Here is a 16,715-nt window from a genome sequence, read left to right on the forward strand (position 1 = left end):
CGGGTGCGCTACCCCACGAAGACCGACGAGGAACGCGAGACGGCGGTCGAGGCCGCCACCGTCGCTATCCAGCGCGGCGACCTGGTGGTGCTCCCGACCGACACGGTCTACGGGATCGCCGCCGATGCCTTCGACGCCGACGCCGTCGCCGACCTGCTCGCCGCCAAGGGCCGGGGCCGCGAGATGCCGCCCCCGGTGCTGGTCGGCAACGCGACCACCATCGACGCGCTGGCCCGCGACGTCCCCGCGTGGGTCCGGGCCCTGGTCGAGGAGTTCTGGCCGGGGCCGCTCACCATCGTGTGCCACCAGCAGAGCTCGCTGATGTGGGACCTCGGGGAGACCCGCGGCACCGTCGCGGTGCGGATGCCCGACCACGCGATCACCCGCGCCGTCCTCGACCGCACCGGACCGCTCGCGGTCAGCTCGGCCAACGTCACCGGCGAGCCCGCGGCGACCGACGCCGACCGGGCCGAGTCGATGCTCGGCGACAGCGTCGCGGTCGTCGTCGACGCGGGGGAGTCACCGGTCGGGGAGGCCTCCACGATCGTCGACGCCACCAGGGCCCGCGGGCGCGTGCTGCGCCGGGGCGCACTGTCGCTCGCCCGGCTCAACGCCGTGCTCGAGCCGCTCGGCACGTCGCTGCTCGACGTCGGCGCCGACGAGACCTCCGCACCGTCGCTGGGGAAGAGCCCCGACCCGACCCCCGACCCGACTCCCGACCCGACCTCCGACGCGGGCACCGACGAGGGCTGATGCGCGAGTACCTCGTCGTCTTCCTGGTCGCGGCCTCGGTCACCTACCTGCTGACCGTCGTGGCCCGCGAGATCGCGCTGCGCACCGGAGCCGTCGCCGCGGTCCGTGACCGCGACGTGCACGCCGAGCCGATCCCGTACCTCGGTGGCATCGCGATGCTCGGGGGACTGGTCGCCGCCTACCTGGTGGCGCGCGAGCTTCCGTTCCTCGCGACCAGCCAGACCTTCGTCTTCGAGGACGCCGGCGCCGTGGTCGTCGCGGGCGCCCTCATCTGCGGGGTCGGGGTGCTCGACGACATCTTCGACCTCGACGCGCTCACCAAGTTCGGCGGCCAGGTGCTGGCCGTCGGGCTGCTCATCTACTCCGGCATCCAGTTCCGCTTCTTCTACCAGCCCGACGGCGTCCAGTTCGCGCTCGACGCCGGGCAGGGGGCGCTGCTGACGGCGCTCATCGTGCTCACCAGCGTCAACGCGGTGAACTTCGTCGACGGCCTCGACGGGCTCGCCGCCGGGGTCGTCGGCATCACCGCGATCGCGCTGTTCGTCTTCTGCTACCAGCTGAGCGTCTCGAACGGCGCGACCCGGGCCACCACCGGCGCCCTGCTCTCGGCGGCGCTCGCCGGCATCTGCGTGGGGTTCCTGGTGCACAACTTCCACCCGGCCCGCCTGTTCATGGGCGACAGCGGCTCGATGCTGCTGGGCCTGGTGCTGTCGGCCTCCGCCATCTCGGTGACCACCCAGTTCTCCAGCGACGACGTCGCGTTCGGCGCCGACGGCACCCGCGCCAGCCTGCTGCCGATGCTGCTGCCGGTCGCGCTGCCGATCCTGATCCTCGTCGTGCCCCTGGCCGACCTGGTGCTGGCCGTGGTCCGGCGCACCCGTGCCGGGCGCTCGCCGTTCGCCCCCGACAAGCAGCACCTGCACCACCGACTGCTGGAGATCGGCCACTCCCACCGCCGCGCGGTCCTCATCATGTGGGCCTGGGCGGGCCTGATCGCCTTCGGCACCGTCTACGCGAGCCTGCAGACCGGCACCGTGGTCTACGCGACCATCGCGGCGGCGTTCGCGGTGACGCTGGGGCTCACCTTCGTGCTGCCGGTGGTGCGGGCGCCCCGGCTGCTCGACGACCTCCCCGACGAGCCCCGCGAGGAGGCCCGGGACGAGCCCCGCGACGACGCCGTGGACGGCGCGTCCCCGGCGGTTGGCGGGGCCCCCGGCGCGGCACCGGGGACGACTTTGTGATAGTTTTCACGAGCACCTGACGGGCACCTGAGACAGTCCCACCGACGAGCAGAAACGGCCGCCGACGATGACGACCGCCACGACCCCCCCGCACCGGGAGGCACGCCCCCACGGCGTCGCCGCCCTCGGCATCGCGGTGCTCGCGGGCTCGGTCTGCGGTGCCGCCGCGGCGCTCCTGGGCCTCGCGCTCGACGGGTCCGCCGGGGCGCTCGGCGCCCTGGTCGGCGCGGGCGTGACCCTGCTCGTGCTCGCCACCGGCTTCGCGGTCGTCGACCTGGTCGCCGGGCTCATGCCGGCGGCGTCGCTCATGGTCGCCGTCCTCACCTACACCCTGCAGCTCGGCCTCCTGGCCCTGCTGCTGGTCGCCCTCGGTCGCGCCGAGAACCTCGAGGCCACGATGTCGCCTCCGTGGTTCGCGGTCGGTGTGATCGCGGTCGCCCTGGCGTGGACGGTGTGCCTGGTGGTGCACGCGACGCGCGCCCGCATCCCGCTCTACGACGAGCCCGCGCCGGCGAGGCCCGCGACGCGGGCCGTGACGCCCGAGGGGAGTGAGCGATGAGCAGCGCGCACTGCTATCGTCACGACCGCGATGAGGCAGTCAGACGACACACCTCGAGGCGATCCGTGGAATGCCTTCGGATACCTCGTGGCCGGTGTCCTTCTCTACGGAGTGATCGGGTGGCTGCTCGATCGCTGGTGGGGGACGGGCTTCATGGTGGCCGTCGGGATCCTCGTCGGGGCCTGTCTCGGGTTGTACATGACCTGGGCACGGTTCGGCAGCTTCGGCTCACCGGCCCCCGACGACGAGCCGGACGGATCCGGCAGCAACAGCACGAGTACATGACAGCGACCAACGTTCAGGAGACACGGTGAGCCGACTCATCACCGAAGACCCCTTCGTCCCACCGGGCCCTGGGGACTTCAACCTGCCGCCGATCGGGGGCGACTTCGGGACGTTCCACCTCTTCGGCCAGGAGTGGGTGCTCGGCGTCACCAAGCCGATGCTCCAGATCGTGCTCGCGGGCATCCTGGTCTTCGTCGTCTTCTACCTCGCCTCGCGCAAGCGGGCGATGGTGCCGGGCAAGTTCCAGTACGTCGGCGAGCAGGGCTACGGCTTCGTGCGCAACTCGCTGGGCCGCGACATCATCGGCAGCCACGACTTCCAGCGCTTCGTGCCCTACCTGTTCGCGCTGTTCTTCTTCGTGCTGTTCAACAACTTCATGGCCTCGATCCCGTTCCTGCAGTTCCCGACGTTCTCGCGCTCGGGGATGGTCTACTCCCTGGCGATCATGAGCTGGGTCGTCTACAACCTGGTCGGCATCCGCAAGCACGGGTTCGCGGGCTACTTCAAGCTCCAGTCGGTGCCCTCGGGCGTCGGCGGACCGATCCTGCTGCTGCTGATCCCGCTCGAGTTCATGTCGAACATCCTGGTGCGGCCGGTCACGCTGGCCCTGCGTCTGTTCGCCAACATGTTCGCCGGCCACCTGCTGCTCATCCTGTTCGCCCTCGGCGGTGAGTACATCCTGGTCCACCAGCCCCTGGGGTACGCCCCGGTCGGCATCCTGGCCTGGCTGATGTTCATCGCCGTGGCCATCCTCGAGGTGCTGATCCAGTTCCTCCAGGCCTACGTCTTCGTCCTCCTGAACGCCATGTACATCCAGGGCGCGCTCGCGGACGAGCACTGATCCACCCCACTGACCTGCACTGAGTAGTACCAACCGAAAGGAAATCGCCGTGGACGGCAACCTCAACATGATCGGCTACGGCCTGGCCGCCATCGGGCCGGGCATCGGCATCGGCCTGATCTTCGCCGCCTACATCAGCGGTGTCGCTCGTCAGCCGGAGGCCCAGGGCCGCCTGCAGTCGATCGCCATCCTGGGCTTCGCGCTCGCCGAGGCGCTCGCCATCATCGGTATCGCCCTCGCCTTCGTGCTCTGACCGAGCTCTGACGACGCCACGCCGTAGGACCCGGAAGGACCAGGCATGCAGTCACTGATCGCACCGTTCGCGGTGCAAGCTGCGGGGGGAGAGGAACTCAACCCCCTCGTCCCCCACGCGGTCGAGATCGTCCTCTCGATCGTCGTGTTCGGCATTCTCTTCTTCGCCGTGAAGAAGTTCGTCGTCCCGAACTTCGAGGCGACCTACACCGAGCGCACCCAGGCGATCGAGGGTGGTCTCGCGGCTGCGGAGACGAAGCAGGCCGAGGCCGACGCCAAGCTCGCCGAGCTCGAGAAGCAGCTCGCGGACGCCCGCCACGAGGCGGCACGCATCCGTGAGGAGGCCCGCGAGCAGGGCGCCGTGATCATCACCGAGATGCGGGAGCAGGCCCAGGCCGAGTCCTCGCGGATCGTCGAGCACGGCAAGGCGCAGATCGAGGCCGAGCGCCAGCAGGCGGTCACCTCGCTCCGCACCGAGGTCGGCACGCTCGCCACCACGCTGGCCGGTCGGATCGTCGGGGAGAGCCTCGACGACGACGAGCGGCAGAGCCGGGTCGTCGAGCGCTTCCTGGCCGACCTCGAGACCGGCACCCCGGGCCGGAGCTGATGATGGACCTGCGCGGAGCATCGGCGGATTCCGCCGCCGTCCTCACCGACGAGCTCGGGGGCAACCTCGGCGACTCGACCTCGGCCGCGACCGTGGCCGACGGGCTGTTCACCATCGCCTCGACGCTGCGGTCCGAGGCCGCGCTGCGGCGCTTCGTCACCGACGCGTCGATCCCCGCCGAGGCCAAGAAGGGTCTCGTCGGGGAGGTCTTCGGCTCCCGGGTGGCCGCGGGCGCGCTCACGGTGCTCACCTCGGCCGTCGGCCGCCGGTGGACCGCACCGCGCGACCTGGCCGACACGCTCGAGCACCTGAGCGTGGTCGCCCTCGTCAAGGCGGCCGGCACCGACTCGGGTCGGCTGGCCGACGAGCTGTTCGCCTTCGCCCAGGCGGTCAAGGACAACCCGGAGCTGCGCGACGCGCTCTCCGACCCGGCGCGCTCGGCCGGCGACAAGGGCGGCCTGATCGCCGCCCTGCTCGGCGGCAAGGCGCTCCCGTCCACGATCACCCTGGCCCAGCAGGCGCTCTCGGGCAGCTACCGCACCGTCTCGGTCGCGCTCGCCGCCTACCAGCGCACGGCGGCCGAGGTCCACGGTGAGGGTGTGGCGACCGTCCGGGTCGCGCGCGAGCTCACCGACGCCGAGACGCGTCGCCTCGCCGACGTCCTGTCGGCGCAGTACGGCCGGCCGGTGCACCTGAACCTGCTGGTCGACCCCACCGTCCTCGGCGGGATCCGTGTCGAGATCGGTGACGACGTCATCGACGGCACGGTCGCCAGCCGCCTCGACGACGCCCGCCGCAAGATCTCCGGCTGACCCAGCCACCTGCCCCACTGGCCGCCACGTCCCTGGTCCGGCCCACACACGACGTACGAACCAAGAGAGAAGGAACCACGATGACGGAGCTCTCCATCCGTCCGGAGGAGATCCGCGACGCGCTGCAGAAGTACGTCGCCGACTACCAGCCGGACGCGGCCAGCAAGGAAGAGGTCGGCACGGTCGCCTCCGCCGGTGACGGCATCGCCCGGGTCGCCGGTCTGCCGTCGTGCATGGCCAACGAGCTGCTCGAGTTCGAGGACGGCACCCGTGGCCTGGCCCTCAACCTCGACACCCGCGAGATCGGCGTCGTCATCCTCGGTGACTTCGACGGCATCGAGGAGGGCCAGACGGTCCGCCGCACCGGCGAGATCCTCTCCGTCCCCGTGGGCGACAAGTTCCTCGGTCGCGTCGTCGACCCGCTCGGCAACCCGATCGACGGCCTCGGCGACATCGAGGCCGAGGCGCGTCGCGCCCTCGAGCTCCAGGCCCCGACCGTCATGCAGCGCAAGTCGGTCCACGAGCCCCTCGCCACGGGCATCAAGGCGATCGACTCGATGACCCCGATCGGCCGCGGCCAGCGCCAGCTCATCATCGGCGACCGCGCCACCGGCAAGACCACGATCTGCATCGACACGATCATCAACCAGAAGCAGAACTGGGAGACCGGCGACCCGACGAAGCAGGTCCGCTGCATCTACGTCGCCATCGGCCAGAAGGGCTCGACCATCGCCTCCGTGCGTGGTGCCCTCGAGGAGGCCGGCGCGCTGGAGTACACGACCATCGTCGCGTCCCCGGCCTCCGACAGCGCGGGCTTCAAGTACCTCGCCCCCTACACCGGCTCGGCCATCGGCCAGCAGTGGATGTACGACGGCAAGCACGTCCTCATCGTGTTCGACGACCTCACCAAGCAGGCCGAGGCCTACCGCGCGGTGTCGCTGCTGCTGCGTCGCCCGCCGGGCCGCGAGGCCTACCCGGGTGACGTCTTCTACCTGCACAGCCGGCTGCTCGAGCGCTGCGCGAAGCTCTCCGACGACCTCGGTGCCGGCTCGATGACGGGCCTGCCGATCATCGAGACCAAGGCCAACGACGTCTCGGCGTTCATCCCGACCAACGTCATCTCGATCACCGACGGCCAGATCTTCCTGCAGTCGGACCTGTTCGCGTCCAACCAGCGCCCGGCCATCGACGTCGGCGTCTCGGTCTCCCGCGTGGGTGGCTCGGCGATGACCAAGGCCATGAAGGCCGTCACCGGCTCGCTCAAGGTCGACCTGGCGCAGTTCCGCGCCATGGAGGCCTTCGCCATGTTCGCCTCCGACCTCGACGCGGCCTCGCGCCAGCAGCTCGAGCGCGGTCAGCGACTGATGGCCCTGCTCAAGCAGCCGGCCTACTCGCCGTACCCGCTCGAGGAGATGACCGTCTCGCTGTGGATCGGCACCACCGGTCGCCTCGACCGCGTGCCCACCGGCGACGTGCTGCGCTTCGAGCAGGAGTTCCTCGACTACCTGCGTCGCAGCCACGAGGGCATCCTCGCCGCGATCCGCGAGTCGCAGAAGTTCGAGGACGAGGCCGGGCTCGAGGACGCCTACAACTCGTTCCTCGACCAGTTCGAGACCTCCGAGGGAGGCTCGATCAAGGTCGGCCACGAGGCTGCCGCCGAGGCGCTCGAGGACGACGAGCTCGAGCAGGAGCAGATCGTCAAGCAGAAGCGGGGCTGACGTGGCCGTATCGCTGCGCGAGTACCGCGCGCGGATCAAGTCGACGGAGTCGATGAAGAAGATCACGCGCGCCATGGAGCTCATCGCCGCGTCGCGCATCATCAAGGCGCAGCAGCGGGCCCAGGCGGCAGCGCCGTACGCCCGTGAGCTGACCCGCGCGGTCTCGGCGGTGGCGACGTTCTCGAACGTCGACCACCCGCTGACGACCGAGCAGGAGGACGCCAAGCGCGCCGCCGTGCTCATCGTCACCAGCGACCGCGGTCTGGCCGGCGCCTACTCCTCGAGCGTGCTCAAGGAGGCCGAGCGACTGGCCGAGAAGCTGCGCGACGAGGGCAAGGAGATCGACTTCTACATCGCCGGTCGCAAGGGCGAGGCGTACTTCAAGTTCCGCAACCGCTCGATCGTGCGGTCGTGGACCGGGTTCTCCGACCAGCCGTCCTACGACATCGCCGCCGAGGTCGGGGAGGCGCTGATCGAGGCCTTCCTCAAGGAGCGCGAGGAGGAGGGCGGCGTCGACGAGGTCCACGTCGTCTACACCCGCTTCCGCTCGATGCTGCTGCAGGAGCCCACCGCGGTGCGCCTGCTGCCGCTGGAGGTCGTCGAGGGCACCGAGGCGCCCGAGAAGGGCGACGTCCTGCCGCTCTACGAGTTCGAGCCCTCCCCGGAGGCCGTGCTCGACGGACTGCTCCCGCAGTACGTGCAGAGCCGGATCTTCTTCGCGATGCTGCAGGCGGCCGCCTCCGAGCTGGCCGCACGCCAGAAGGCGATGAAGTCGGCGACCGACAACGCCGAAGAGCTCATCAAGAAGTACACCCGCGTTGCCAACCAGGCCCGCCAGGCCGGGATCACCCAGGAAATCAGCGAGATCGTCGGTGGCGTCAACGCGCTGGCCGATGCCAGTGCAGGGAGTGAGTAGACCAATGACCGCAACGGTTGAAGAGACCACCAACAACACCGGTGCCGGTGGCACTGGCCGCATCGCCCGGGTGATCGGGCCCGTCGTCGACATCGAGTTCCCCGTCGACAACATGCCCGACATCTACAACAAGCTCGAGACCACCTTCGACCTGTCGGGGGAGTCCAAGCTGCTCTCGCTCGAGGTCGCCCAGCACATCGGCGACGGCGTCGTGCGGGCCATCTCGCTGCAGCCGACCGACGGCCTCGTGCGCGGCGCCTCGGTGCAGGACACCGGCGGCCCGATCACGGTGCCGGTCGGCAACGTGACGCTCGGCCGCGTGTTCAACACCCTCGGCGACTGCCTCAACCTCGAGGAGGGTGAGGAGCTCGGCGAGACCGAGCGGTGGGGCATCCACCGCAAGTCGCCGGCCTTCGACCAGCTCGAGTCGAAGACGCAGATGTTCGAGACCGGCATCAAGGTCATCGACCTGCTCGCCCCGTACGTCAGCGGCGGCAAGATCGGCCTGTTCGGTGGTGCCGGCGTCGGCAAGACCGTGCTCATCCAGGAGATGATCGCCCGCGTGGCGAAGGACCACGGCGGTGTGTCGGTGTTCGCCGGCGTCGGCGAGCGCACCCGTGAGGGCAACGACCTCATCGTCGAGATGGAGGAGGCCGGCGTCATCGGCCAGACCGCCCTCGTGTTCGGCCAGATGGACGAGCCGCCGGGCACCCGCCTGCGCGTCGCGCTGTCGGCCCTGACGATGGCGGAGTACTTCCGCGACGTGCAGAACCAGGACGTGCTGCTCTTCATCGACAACATCTTCCGGTTCACCCAGGCCGGTTCGGAGGTGTCGACGCTGCTCGGCCGGATGCCGTCCGCCGTGGGTTACCAGCCCAACCTCGCCGACGAGATGGGCACGCTCCAGGAGCGGATCACCTCGACGCGCGGTCACTCGATCACCTCGCTGCAGGCGATCTACGTGCCGGCCGACGACTACACCGACCCGGCGCCGGCGGCGACGTTCGCCCACCTCGACGCCACCACGGAGCTGTCGCGCGAGATCGCCTCGCTCGGCATCTACCCGGCCGTCGACCCGCTGACGTCGACGTCGCGGATCCTCGACGCCCAGTACATCGGGCAGGCGCACTACGACTGCGCGATCCGGATCAAGCAGATCCTGCAGCGCAACAAGGAGCTGCAGGACATCATCGCGATCCTCGGTGTCGACGAGCTGTCCGAGGAGGACAAGATCATCGTCTCCCGGGCCCGCCGGATCCAGCGGTTCCTGTCGCAGAACACCTACGTGGCCAAGCAGTTCACCGGCCTCGAGGGCTCGACGGTCCCCGTCGCCGACACGATCGAGGCGTTCAACAAGATCGCCGACGGTGACTACGACCACGTGGCCGAGCAGGCGTTCTTCATGTGCGGTGGTCTCGACGACGTCGAGGCCAAGTGGGCTGAGATCCAGAAGAACCTCTGACATGGCTGCTGACACCCTGCAGGTCGAGCTGGTCGCCGCCGACCGGACCGTGTGGTCCGGCACGGCGACGATGGTCATCGCCCGCACCGTCGAGGGCGACGTCGGTGTGCTGCGCGGACACGCGCCGCTGCTGTCGTTGCTCACCGACGCCGTCGTGGAGATCACCGGCGACGAGGGCGACGTGGTCGTCGCCGCCGTCGACGGTGGCTTCCTCTCGGTCGCCGGTGACCGGGTCTCCATCCTCTCCGAGCACGCCGTCCTGGCCGAGGACATCAACGTCGACCAGGCTCGCGCCGACCTCGACGAGGCCCGCGGCGGCGACGCCGCCCCGGACGAGACCGAGCGGCGGATCCGCCGTGCGGAGGCTCGGATCAGGGCGGTCGAGAAGGCCCGCTAGCCCACCGCTAGGCTGAGCGCTCCGAGGCAGAGGGAGCGGCTCAGCGACATGGCGTGGTGGCAGTGGGTGGTCGACGTCGCCGGCGCGATCCTGATCCTGATCCTGCTCTACGGCCTCGCCCTCGTCATCCGGCGCCGCGTCATCACGCGCAACCACGGCACCATCGAGCTCTCACACCGCGTCCGTCCCTCCGGGGACGGGCGCGGTTGGGTTCTCGGGGTCGGTCGCTACTCCGGGGAGCGCCTGGAGTGGTTCCGGCTCTTCTCGCTCTCGCCCCGCCCGAAGAAGGTCTGGGCGCGTGAGGCCCTCAGCTACGACGGCCGCCGGGCTCCGCTCGGGGTCGAGCAGATGTCGCTGTACCCCGACCACGTCGTCATCGTGTGCCAGTCGGCCGACGGTGAGGTCGAGCTCGCCCTCGGGGCCGCCTCCCTGACCGGCTTCCAGTCCTGGCTGGAGGCCAGCCCGCCCGGCACCGACTGGGACCGGTGAGCAGCACGGTGTCCGCGCCGGCGTCGCTGCTGCGCGCCCGGACCGCGGTCGGGCTCGCCTTCGGGCTCAACGGGGCCCTGTTCTCCACCTTCGTCTCCCGCGTCCCCGATCTGCGCTCCGGTCTCGACCTCGGCAACGGCGGCCTCGGGGTGCTGCTGCTGATGATCGCCGTCGGCTCGCTGGTGGCGCTGCCCACGAGCGGCGCCCTGGTCGCGCGGTTCGGGGCGGCCGCCGTCGTCCGATCCGCAGCGGTGCTCAGCGTGTCCGGGATGGCGCTGGCCGCCGTGGCCGCCGACGTCGTCGGCTCGGTGCCCGTCGCCGCGGTCGGCCTGGTCGCCCAGGGGGCCGGCATCGGCGCCTGGGACGTCGCGATGAACCTGGAGGGTGCCGAGGTCGAGCGGCGGCTGGGCCGCACAATCATGCCCCGCTTCCACGCCGGGTTCAGTCTCGGCACGGTGCTCGGGGCGTTGCTCGGCGTCGCCGTGGTCGCGCTGGGGGTGAGCATGGCGCCGCACCTGGTGGTGCTGGGCGCGGCCGTGCTCGGCGCGGTGCTGCTGGCCACCCGGACGTTCCTCCCGGTCGAGCCCGAGCCGGCGCCGTCGGGCAGCGCGGCGGCGTGGCGCGAGCCCCGCACGCTCGCCGTCGGGGTGATGGTGCTGGCCTTCGCCGTGGCCGAGGGGTCGGCCAACGACTGGCTGACCCTGGCGCTGGTCGACGGCTACGACGTCGAGCACTGGGTCGGCGTCGGGGGCTTCGCGCTCTTCGTGTCGGCGATGACCCTCGGCCGGCTGCTCGGCCCGGTGGTGCTCGACCGCTGGGGGCGCGCTCCCTGCCTGTGGGCGACCGCGGCGCTGTCGGCGGTGGGGCTGCTGCTCGTCGTGCACGGCCAGGTCTGGCCGGTGGTCGTGGTCGGGATCGTCGCGTGGGGGATGGGCGCCTCGCTGGGGTTCCCGGTGGGGATGAGCGCGGCCGCCGACGACCCCGCGCGGGCCGCCGCCCGCGTCAGCGTGGTCTCGACGATCGGGTACGCGGCCTTCCTCGGCGGGCCGCCGCTGCTGGGCTCCCTCGGCGACCGGGTCGGGACCCTGCCGGCGCTCCAGGTCGTGGCGGTGCTGATGGTGCCGGCCGCGGTCGCCGTCCTGGCGACGCGTCCGGTCCGGGCCTCCTAGGCGGCGCTCGCGCCGTCGCGCGCGGTGGCCCGGTCGTCGTGGTCGCCCCGCCCGCCGCCCCCGGTGGCGGACGGCGTCCGGCGACCGAGGACCCAGGGCAGGGTCAGCAGCGCCCAGACCCCGGCGATCACCACGACCTCGATCGCGACGTAGCCCGGCCACGGACCGAGCAGGTCGAGCGGGGAGCTGACCGACGGCTTGCGGTTGAGGTAGCCGTAGTTGGCGCCCGAGATCGCGTTGAACCCCATCATGGTGAGCACCCAGCCGAACGTCACCGCCACCGCGACGCGGTAGCCGCGCCAGGTGGGCCGCTCGCCGAGCGCGACGAGCAGGACCATCGCCCAGACGCTGGCCAGGTGCATCCCCCAGAACATCCACCACCGCGGGTCGGGGAACGCCTCCTGCAGCGACGGCGTCACGATCGCCTGGGTGACGAGCGTGGTGGCCCAGAAGTAGAGCAGCGCGCAGGCGCCGGGGTGCCGGGTCCACAGCGCGAAGGCCGCCAGCATCCAGCTGAGGTCGCAGACCTGGAGCGGGAGCGACGTGCCGAGGTCGAAGTCACCCGGGAGCAGCTGGAGGACCTGCAGCGGGATCGTGAAGGCGAGGATCGCCAGCGCGAGCCCCCGGCGCACGCGGGTCTCCGTGCCGGCTCCACCGCGGGCGAGGTGGCGCCCGAGGGCCATCGCGGCGACACAGCCGAGGACCGCGAGCCCCATCAGGAGGAGGTGCTCGGTGCTGAAGGACTGGAAGCGGTCGGCGGCCAGCGGCGCGATCATGGGCATGGACCTACCCTCGCCGGACCGGGCCGACACCGCCTGAGTACGCGGGCCCGGATCGCCCCGGGAGCCCGCCGTCGGGGCCGGACTCAGTCGAAGAGGGCGCGGATGTCGTCGGCGTCGATCGCCCGTGCCGTGGTGCCCTCGCCGTCGACGACCCGGGCGAACAGGGCGGCCTTGCGCTCCTTGAGGGCCATCACCTTGTCCTCGATGGTGTCGTCGGCGACGAGCCGGTAGACCATCACGGTCCGCTCCTGACCGATGCGGTGCGCCCGGTCGACGGCCTGGGCCTCGGCGGCGGGGTTCCACCAGGGGTCGAGCACGAAGACGTAGTCGGCCTCGGTGAGGGTGAGCCCGGTGCCGCCGGCCTTGAGGCTGATGAGGAAGACCGGGGCGTCGCCCTGCCGGAACCGGTCGATCACCGCGGCCCGCTCGGTGGTCGAGCCGTCGAGGTAGGTGGTCGCGACGCCCTCGGCGGCCAACCGGTCGCGCACCCGGCGGAGGTAGCCGGTGAAGGAGGAGAACACCAGCGCGCGGTGGCCCTCGGCGACGAGCTCGTGGACGTGGTCGAGGAGCAGGTCGAGCTTGGCCGAGCCGAGCTCGCCGTGGGCCTCGTCGACCAGCGCGGGGTCGAGCGCGAGCTGGCGCAGCTTGGTGAGCGCCGCGAGGATGGCGACCCGGTTGCCGTCGAAGTCGGCGTCGACCAGGCCGAGGATGCGCTGCCGCTCCTTGGCCAGGTGGGTGTCGTAGACCTTGCGGTGGCGCGGGGTGAGCTCGACGGTCAGCACCTGCTCCTGCTTGGGCGGGAGGTCGGCGGCGACCAGCTCCTTGGTGCGGCGCAGCACGAAGGGCTTGATGCGCTGGGTGAAGCGGCGCAGCGCGGCCTCGTCGCCGTCGTCCTCGACCGGGCGGACGACGTGCTCGACGAACGAGCGGGGGTGGGGGTAGATGCCCGGGGCGACGATGGACAGCAGCGACCACAGCTCGAGCAGGCGGTTCTCGAACGGGGTGCCGGTGACCGCCACGCGGAACCGGGCGTCGATGCGCCGCACCACGCCGTAGGCCTTGCTCCGGTGGTTCTTCACCTGCTGGGCCTCGTCGAGCACCAGGCCCTCCCAGGCGACGGCGGCGTAGTCGTCGCCGTCGAGGCGGAGCAGGGTGTAGCTGGTGACCACGACGTCGGCGTCGGCGGCGAGCTCGGCGATGGTCTCGGGGCGGCGGGCCGCGGACGCCGAGACCGCGCGCACCCGGAGTCCCGGGGTGTGGCGTGCGGCCTCGTCGACCCAGCCGGGCACGACGCTGGTCGGTGCCACGACGAGGAACGGGCGTGCGGTGGGGTCGGTGGCGCGGGCGTGGGCCACCAGGGTGAGCACCTGGAGGGTCTTCCCGAGGCCCATGTCGTCGGCGAGGATCCCGCCGAGCCCGTGCTGCCAGAGGAAGGCGAGCCAGTGGAAGCCGTCGCGCTGGTAGCCGCGCAGCGTGGAGACCACGCCCGTGGGCTCGGGACGCGGCAGGTCGACCAGGTCGCGCAGGGCCCGCGCGCGGCGCACCCACTCCTCGGCCTGGTCGTCGACCACGCCGAGGTCGGCGAGCTCGGCCCACGTGCCGAGGTCGTGCTGGCCGACGCTGATCCGGTCGTCGTCGTCGTCGCGCTCGCGCAGCGTGGCGGCGTCGTGGACGAGGGCGGCGAGCCGGGCGAACTCGGGCCGGTCGGTGCTGAAGAACAGGCCGCTCGGGAGGATCACCAGCTCGTCGCCCAGGGTGAGCGCGGCCAGGACGGCGGCCAGCGGCACGTGCTCGCCGTCGACGGTGATGGAGACCGCGAGGTCGAGCCAGTCGGTGGTGGCGGCGAGCGCGGCGTCGCCGGGGGGCGCGACGTCGAAGCGGATCTCGGGCTCCGCGACCGACTCCCGGAGGCTGGGCGCACCGACCTCCACCACGTCGACGTCGTCGCAGTCGCGCCAGGACGGGAGCTCGAGCAGGGTGAGGTGCAGGGCGTCGACGCCGCTGACCTCGTGGCGCCCGGTGTCGGGGGGCTGGGGGAGCGCGGCGAGCAGGTCGCGCTCGGCGCGGTGGTCGCGGACGGCGTCGGGCTGGTCGAGGGCGACGTCGTGCTCGCCGTAGCGCCACGACCAGGCGAGGTCGGCCCGGTCGGCGCCGTGCCAGACGACGGTGAGCCGGAGGCGCGGACGGACCGGCTCCGGCACCTCGACGCTGCCGTCGCGGGACCCGAGCGGCACCAGGCGCCGCAGTCGCTCGACCCCCGTGGCCAGCTCGCCCGCGGCGCCGACCGGGATCTCGAGCGGGTCGCCGGTGATGGCGCGGACCGGGCCACGGGGCAGGCGCCGCGCGAGGCGCGCCAGCGCGATGGCGCCCTCGCCGGTGTGCAGGAGGGCGGTGTGGGCGGGCTCGCCCCAGAACCGGACGCGGTCGCCGTGCCAGACCCGGCCGTCGTGGTCGAGACCGACCACCAGCCGGGTCGTGCCGTCACCGGTGGCGTCGGCGGGGTGGCCGGCGGACAGGTCGGCGACCGGGGCCACCGGCTTGTCGACCAGGTCGACGACGTCGACGCCCTCGAGCAGCAGCCGGACGCCGGCCGAGCGGGCCTCGACGAGCAGGGGGACGACGTCGGGCCCGAAGTCGCCCGCGCTCGGCTCGCGTCCGGCGTACCAGTAGCCGCCGTGCCGCTCGAGCCCGCTCGCCATCGAGGCCAGGACGTCGAGGTGCGCGGCCAGGTGCTCGCGCCGCACCCGCGCGCCCGGGAGGTCGGACCACCCGATGCCGGACTTGATCCACCGGCCGCGCTTCCCCAGCCGCATCGGGCGCAGGCGGAGGTCGGGCGCCTGCGAGTAGCGGTAGCGGTCGTGGCTGACCCCCCAGGTCAGCTGGAGTGCGAGCGGCGTCGGGTCGACCGCGGGCGGGGCGAGGTCGCCGAGCTCGTCGAGCAGGACGTCGAGGCGGTGGCGCCAGTCGTCGGCGACCGGCTCGTCGGACCCCGCGGCCAGCACCATCGCCAGCGCGGCGCCGTGCTTGCAGTCGAAGCGCACCGGGCAGCTGCAGATGGTCGACAGGTCGAGGACGCCGGGAGCCAGCCGGACGGTGAGGCGGGTCAGGTACGGCGCGCCGCCGGAGGAGTGCACCCGAGCGGTGGCGGTGAGGTGCGTCTCCGACTCCGCCACGATCGTGGGGGCCGACACCAGTCGCTCGTCGACGTAGACCTGGGCGCGGTGCAGCGTGCCCCGGTCGAAGAGTCCGTCGAGGTGCTCGTGGATGAGCTGGCGCAGGAGGTCCATGTCGTCGTCCATGCTGCCACCCGACGCCGACAGGGCGGGCTGCTCGTCCCCAGGGACGCCGGGTCCGGCGCCCCGGGCTCAGCCGCGCTCGCCGCCCGGCACCCACAGCACGTCGCCGTTCTCGCGGTTGGCGTGGCGGGCGAGGATGAAGACCAGGTCGGAGAGCCGGTTGAGGTAGGTGATGGCGAGCTTGTTCATCGTCGCCTCGCCGTGGACCTCGTAGGCGGCCCAGGCCGAGCGCTCGGCCCGCCGGACGACCGTGCGGCACACGTGCAGGTGGGCGGCGCCGGGGGTGCCCCCGCTGAGGATGAACGAGCGCAGCTTCTCCAGGGGCTCGTTGTACTGGTCGCACCAGGCCTCGAGCCGGTCGACGTAGTCCTGGGTGATCCGCAGCGGCGGGAACTCCGGGTCGGGCACCACGGGGGTGCAGAAGTCGGCGCCGACGTCGAAGAGGTCGTTCTGCACGTGCACGAGGATCCGCACCACGTCGTCCTCGAGCCCGCCCTGCGCGACGGCCAGGCCGAGGTTCGCGTTGGCCTCGTCGACGTCGGCGTAGGCGTGCAGCCGCAGGTCGTTCTTCGTCGTCAGGCTCATGTCGCCCAGGCGGGTCTCGCCGCCGTCGCCGGTCCGGGTGTAGATGCGGGTGAGGTTGACCATGGGGTGAAGGTAGCGGGCGGTGCCGCGGCCGGGGCGGGGCGGCGACGAAACTCGCTGGCACCACGGTGCAACCTCTGGGACGTTCGGAGCGTCATAGTGGGTGACAGGACGACGTGTGACCTGCGCTACACCGGGAGGCCCAGCGATGGACATCGTGAGCGACGGACCCGCGCTCGTGCTGAGCGGCGACTTCGACGTGCGCAGCACCTGGGAGGTCCGGATCGCCGTCTACGACCACCTCGCCGCCCACGACCACGTGGTCGTCGACCTGACCGACGTCGACTCGGTCGACGTCACCGCGCTCCGGGTGCTCGCGGCCGCCTCGCGGCACGCGGTCCACGAGGGTCGGCACCTCACGCTGCGCGGGTGCAACGGCGCCGTGCGCCGGCTGCTGCACCTGACCCACCTCTACCGGCTGGTCGAGGTCGAGCGCGCCGCCGTCCCCGCCTAGGTGCGCTGGCAAGGCCCCGGGGTGTCGGATATGCCAC

The 16,715-nt window shown here is 71.8% G+C and carries 17 protein-coding genes; 14 read left to right on the forward strand and 3 right to left on the reverse strand.

Going from position 1 to position 16,715, the window contains the following annotated elements:
• Window positions 1-3: 3 nt before the first annotated feature.
• From FE634_RS08855 to FE634_RS08920, 13 genes are all read left to right on the forward strand, one after another.
• Entirely contained in the window at window positions 4-753 is a 750-nt protein-coding gene (locus FE634_RS08855; RefSeq protein WP_396954634.1) for an L-threonylcarbamoyladenylate synthase, read from the forward strand.
• On the forward strand, window positions 753-1,994 hold the full coding sequence (locus tag FE634_RS08860; RefSeq protein WP_138875671.1) for a glycosyltransferase family 4 protein: 1,242 nt from the start codon (window positions 753-755) through the stop codon (window positions 1,992-1,994). Before FE634_RS08855 ends, FE634_RS08860 begins: the two co-directional genes overlap by 1 nt.
• A 67-nt stretch (window positions 1,995-2,061) precedes the next feature.
• On the forward strand, window positions 2,062-2,553 hold the full coding sequence (locus FE634_RS08865) for a hypothetical protein (RefSeq protein ID WP_138875672.1): 492 nt from the start codon (window positions 2,062-2,064) through the stop codon (window positions 2,551-2,553).
• Between the two features lie 310 nt (window positions 2,554-2,863).
• Window positions 2,864-3,679 carry a F0F1 ATP synthase subunit A gene (atpB, locus tag FE634_RS08875; RefSeq protein ID WP_138875673.1) on the forward strand — a complete coding sequence of 272 codons (816 nt, stop codon included), beginning with the start codon at window positions 2,864-2,866 and terminating at the stop codon, window positions 3,677-3,679.
• Between the two features lie 49 nt (window positions 3,680-3,728).
• On the forward strand, window positions 3,729-3,932 hold the full coding sequence (atpE, locus tag FE634_RS08880; RefSeq protein ID WP_280633646.1) for an ATP synthase F0 subunit C: 204 nt from the start codon (window positions 3,729-3,731) through the stop codon (window positions 3,930-3,932).
• A 45-nt stretch (window positions 3,933-3,977) separates the two neighbouring features.
• Complete coding sequence (locus FE634_RS08885) at window positions 3,978-4,538, forward strand: F0F1 ATP synthase subunit B (protein WP_137292099.1); 561 nt, start codon at window positions 3,978-3,980, stop codon at window positions 4,536-4,538.
• Entirely contained in the window at window positions 4,538-5,350 is an 813-nt protein-coding gene (locus tag FE634_RS08890) for a F0F1 ATP synthase subunit delta (RefSeq protein ID WP_246060494.1), read from the forward strand. The genes FE634_RS08885 and FE634_RS08890 overlap by 1 nt, the downstream gene beginning before the upstream one ends.
• Window positions 5,351-5,430: 80 nt before the next feature.
• Window positions 5,431-7,068 (forward strand): F0F1 ATP synthase subunit alpha, encoded by a 1,638-nt coding sequence (gene atpA, locus FE634_RS08895; protein WP_137292097.1) that lies wholly within the window; start codon window positions 5,431-5,433, stop codon window positions 7,066-7,068.
• 1 nt (window position 7,069) lies between these two features.
• Window positions 7,070-7,984: a F0F1 ATP synthase subunit gamma gene (locus FE634_RS08900; protein ID WP_137292096.1), complete on the forward strand. Its 915-nt coding sequence runs from the start codon at window positions 7,070-7,072 to the stop codon at window positions 7,982-7,984.
• Window positions 7,985-7,988: 4 nt separating this feature from the next.
• Window positions 7,989-9,446: a F0F1 ATP synthase subunit beta gene (gene atpD / locus FE634_RS08905; RefSeq protein WP_137292095.1), complete on the forward strand. Its 1,458-nt coding sequence runs from the start codon at window positions 7,989-7,991 to the stop codon at window positions 9,444-9,446.
• A gap of 1 nt (window position 9,447) precedes the next feature.
• Window positions 9,448-9,843: a F0F1 ATP synthase subunit epsilon gene (locus FE634_RS08910; protein WP_137292094.1), complete on the forward strand. Its 396-nt coding sequence runs from the start codon at window positions 9,448-9,450 to the stop codon at window positions 9,841-9,843.
• Window positions 9,844-9,891: 48 nt separating this feature from the next.
• Window positions 9,892-10,332 carry a DUF2550 domain-containing protein gene (locus FE634_RS08915; RefSeq protein ID WP_148240522.1) on the forward strand — a complete coding sequence of 147 codons (441 nt, stop codon included), beginning with the start codon at window positions 9,892-9,894 and terminating at the stop codon, window positions 10,330-10,332.
• Window positions 10,329-11,501: an MFS transporter gene (locus tag FE634_RS08920; RefSeq protein ID WP_262347630.1), complete on the forward strand. Its 1,173-nt coding sequence runs from the start codon at window positions 10,329-10,331 to the stop codon at window positions 11,499-11,501. Before FE634_RS08915 ends, FE634_RS08920 begins: the two co-directional genes overlap by 4 nt.
• Here the strand turns inward: FE634_RS08920 and FE634_RS08925 are convergent.
• From FE634_RS08925 to FE634_RS08935, 3 genes are all read right to left on the reverse strand, one after another.
• Window positions 11,498-12,283 (reverse strand): YwaF family protein, encoded by a 786-nt coding sequence (locus FE634_RS08925; protein WP_138875674.1) that lies wholly within the window; start codon window positions 12,281-12,283, stop codon window positions 11,498-11,500. The genes FE634_RS08920 and FE634_RS08925 overlap by 4 nt on opposite strands.
• 83 nt (window positions 12,284-12,366) lie before the next feature.
• Window positions 12,367-15,582 (reverse strand): DEAD/DEAH box helicase, encoded by a 3,216-nt coding sequence (locus FE634_RS08930; protein ID WP_138875675.1) that lies wholly within the window; start codon window positions 15,580-15,582, stop codon window positions 12,367-12,369.
• Between the two features lie 66 nt (window positions 15,583-15,648).
• Window positions 15,649-16,227, reverse strand: coding sequence for a cob(I)yrinic acid a,c-diamide adenosyltransferase (locus tag FE634_RS08935; protein WP_137292089.1), 579 nt, complete (start codon window positions 16,225-16,227; stop codon window positions 15,649-15,651).
• 145 nt (window positions 16,228-16,372) lie between these two features.
• On the opposite strand from FE634_RS08935, the gene FE634_RS08940 reads away from it, so the two are divergent.
• Window positions 16,373-16,678: an STAS domain-containing protein gene (locus tag FE634_RS08940; protein WP_148240524.1), complete on the forward strand. Its 306-nt coding sequence runs from the start codon at window positions 16,373-16,375 to the stop codon at window positions 16,676-16,678.
• The last annotated feature ends 37 nt before the right edge of the window (window positions 16,679-16,715 follow it).

It is taken from the genome of Nocardioides sp. S-1144 (assembly GCF_005954645.2).
GTDB lineage: Bacteria > Actinomycetota > Actinomycetes > Propionibacteriales > Nocardioidaceae > Nocardioides > Nocardioides dongxiaopingii.

Coding starts and splice junctions, on each gene's coding strand:
- FE634_RS08860 (WP_138875671.1), top strand. CDS start 753: ATGCGCGAGTACCTCGTCGTCTTCCTGGTCGCGGCCTCGGTCACCTAC.
- FE634_RS08865 (WP_138875672.1), top strand. CDS start 2,062: ATGACGACCGCCACGACCCCCCCGCACCGGGAGGCACGCCCCCACGGC.
- FE634_RS08885 (WP_137292099.1), top strand. CDS start 3,978: ATGCAGTCACTGATCGCACCGTTCGCGGTGCAAGCTGCGGGGGGAGAG.
- FE634_RS08890 (WP_246060494.1), top strand. CDS start 4,538: ATGATGGACCTGCGCGGAGCATCGGCGGATTCCGCCGCCGTCCTCACC.
- atpA (WP_137292097.1), top strand. CDS start 5,431: ATGACGGAGCTCTCCATCCGTCCGGAGGAGATCCGCGACGCGCTGCAG.
- atpD (WP_137292095.1), top strand. CDS start 7,989: ATGACCGCAACGGTTGAAGAGACCACCAACAACACCGGTGCCGGTGGC.
- FE634_RS08910 (WP_137292094.1), top strand. CDS start 9,448: ATGGCTGCTGACACCCTGCAGGTCGAGCTGGTCGCCGCCGACCGGACC.
- FE634_RS08915 (WP_148240522.1), top strand. CDS start 9,892: ATGGCGTGGTGGCAGTGGGTGGTCGACGTCGCCGGCGCGATCCTGATC.
- FE634_RS08925 (WP_138875674.1), bottom strand. CDS start 12,283: ATGCCCATGATCGCGCCGCTGGCCGCCGACCGCTTCCAGTCCTTCAGC.
- FE634_RS08930 (WP_138875675.1), bottom strand. CDS start 15,582: ATGGACGACGACATGGACCTCCTGCGCCAGCTCATCCACGAGCACCTC.
- FE634_RS08935 (WP_137292089.1), bottom strand. CDS start 16,227: ATGGTCAACCTCACCCGCATCTACACCCGGACCGGCGACGGCGGCGAG.
- FE634_RS08940 (WP_148240524.1), top strand. CDS start 16,373: ATGGACATCGTGAGCGACGGACCCGCGCTCGTGCTGAGCGGCGACTTC.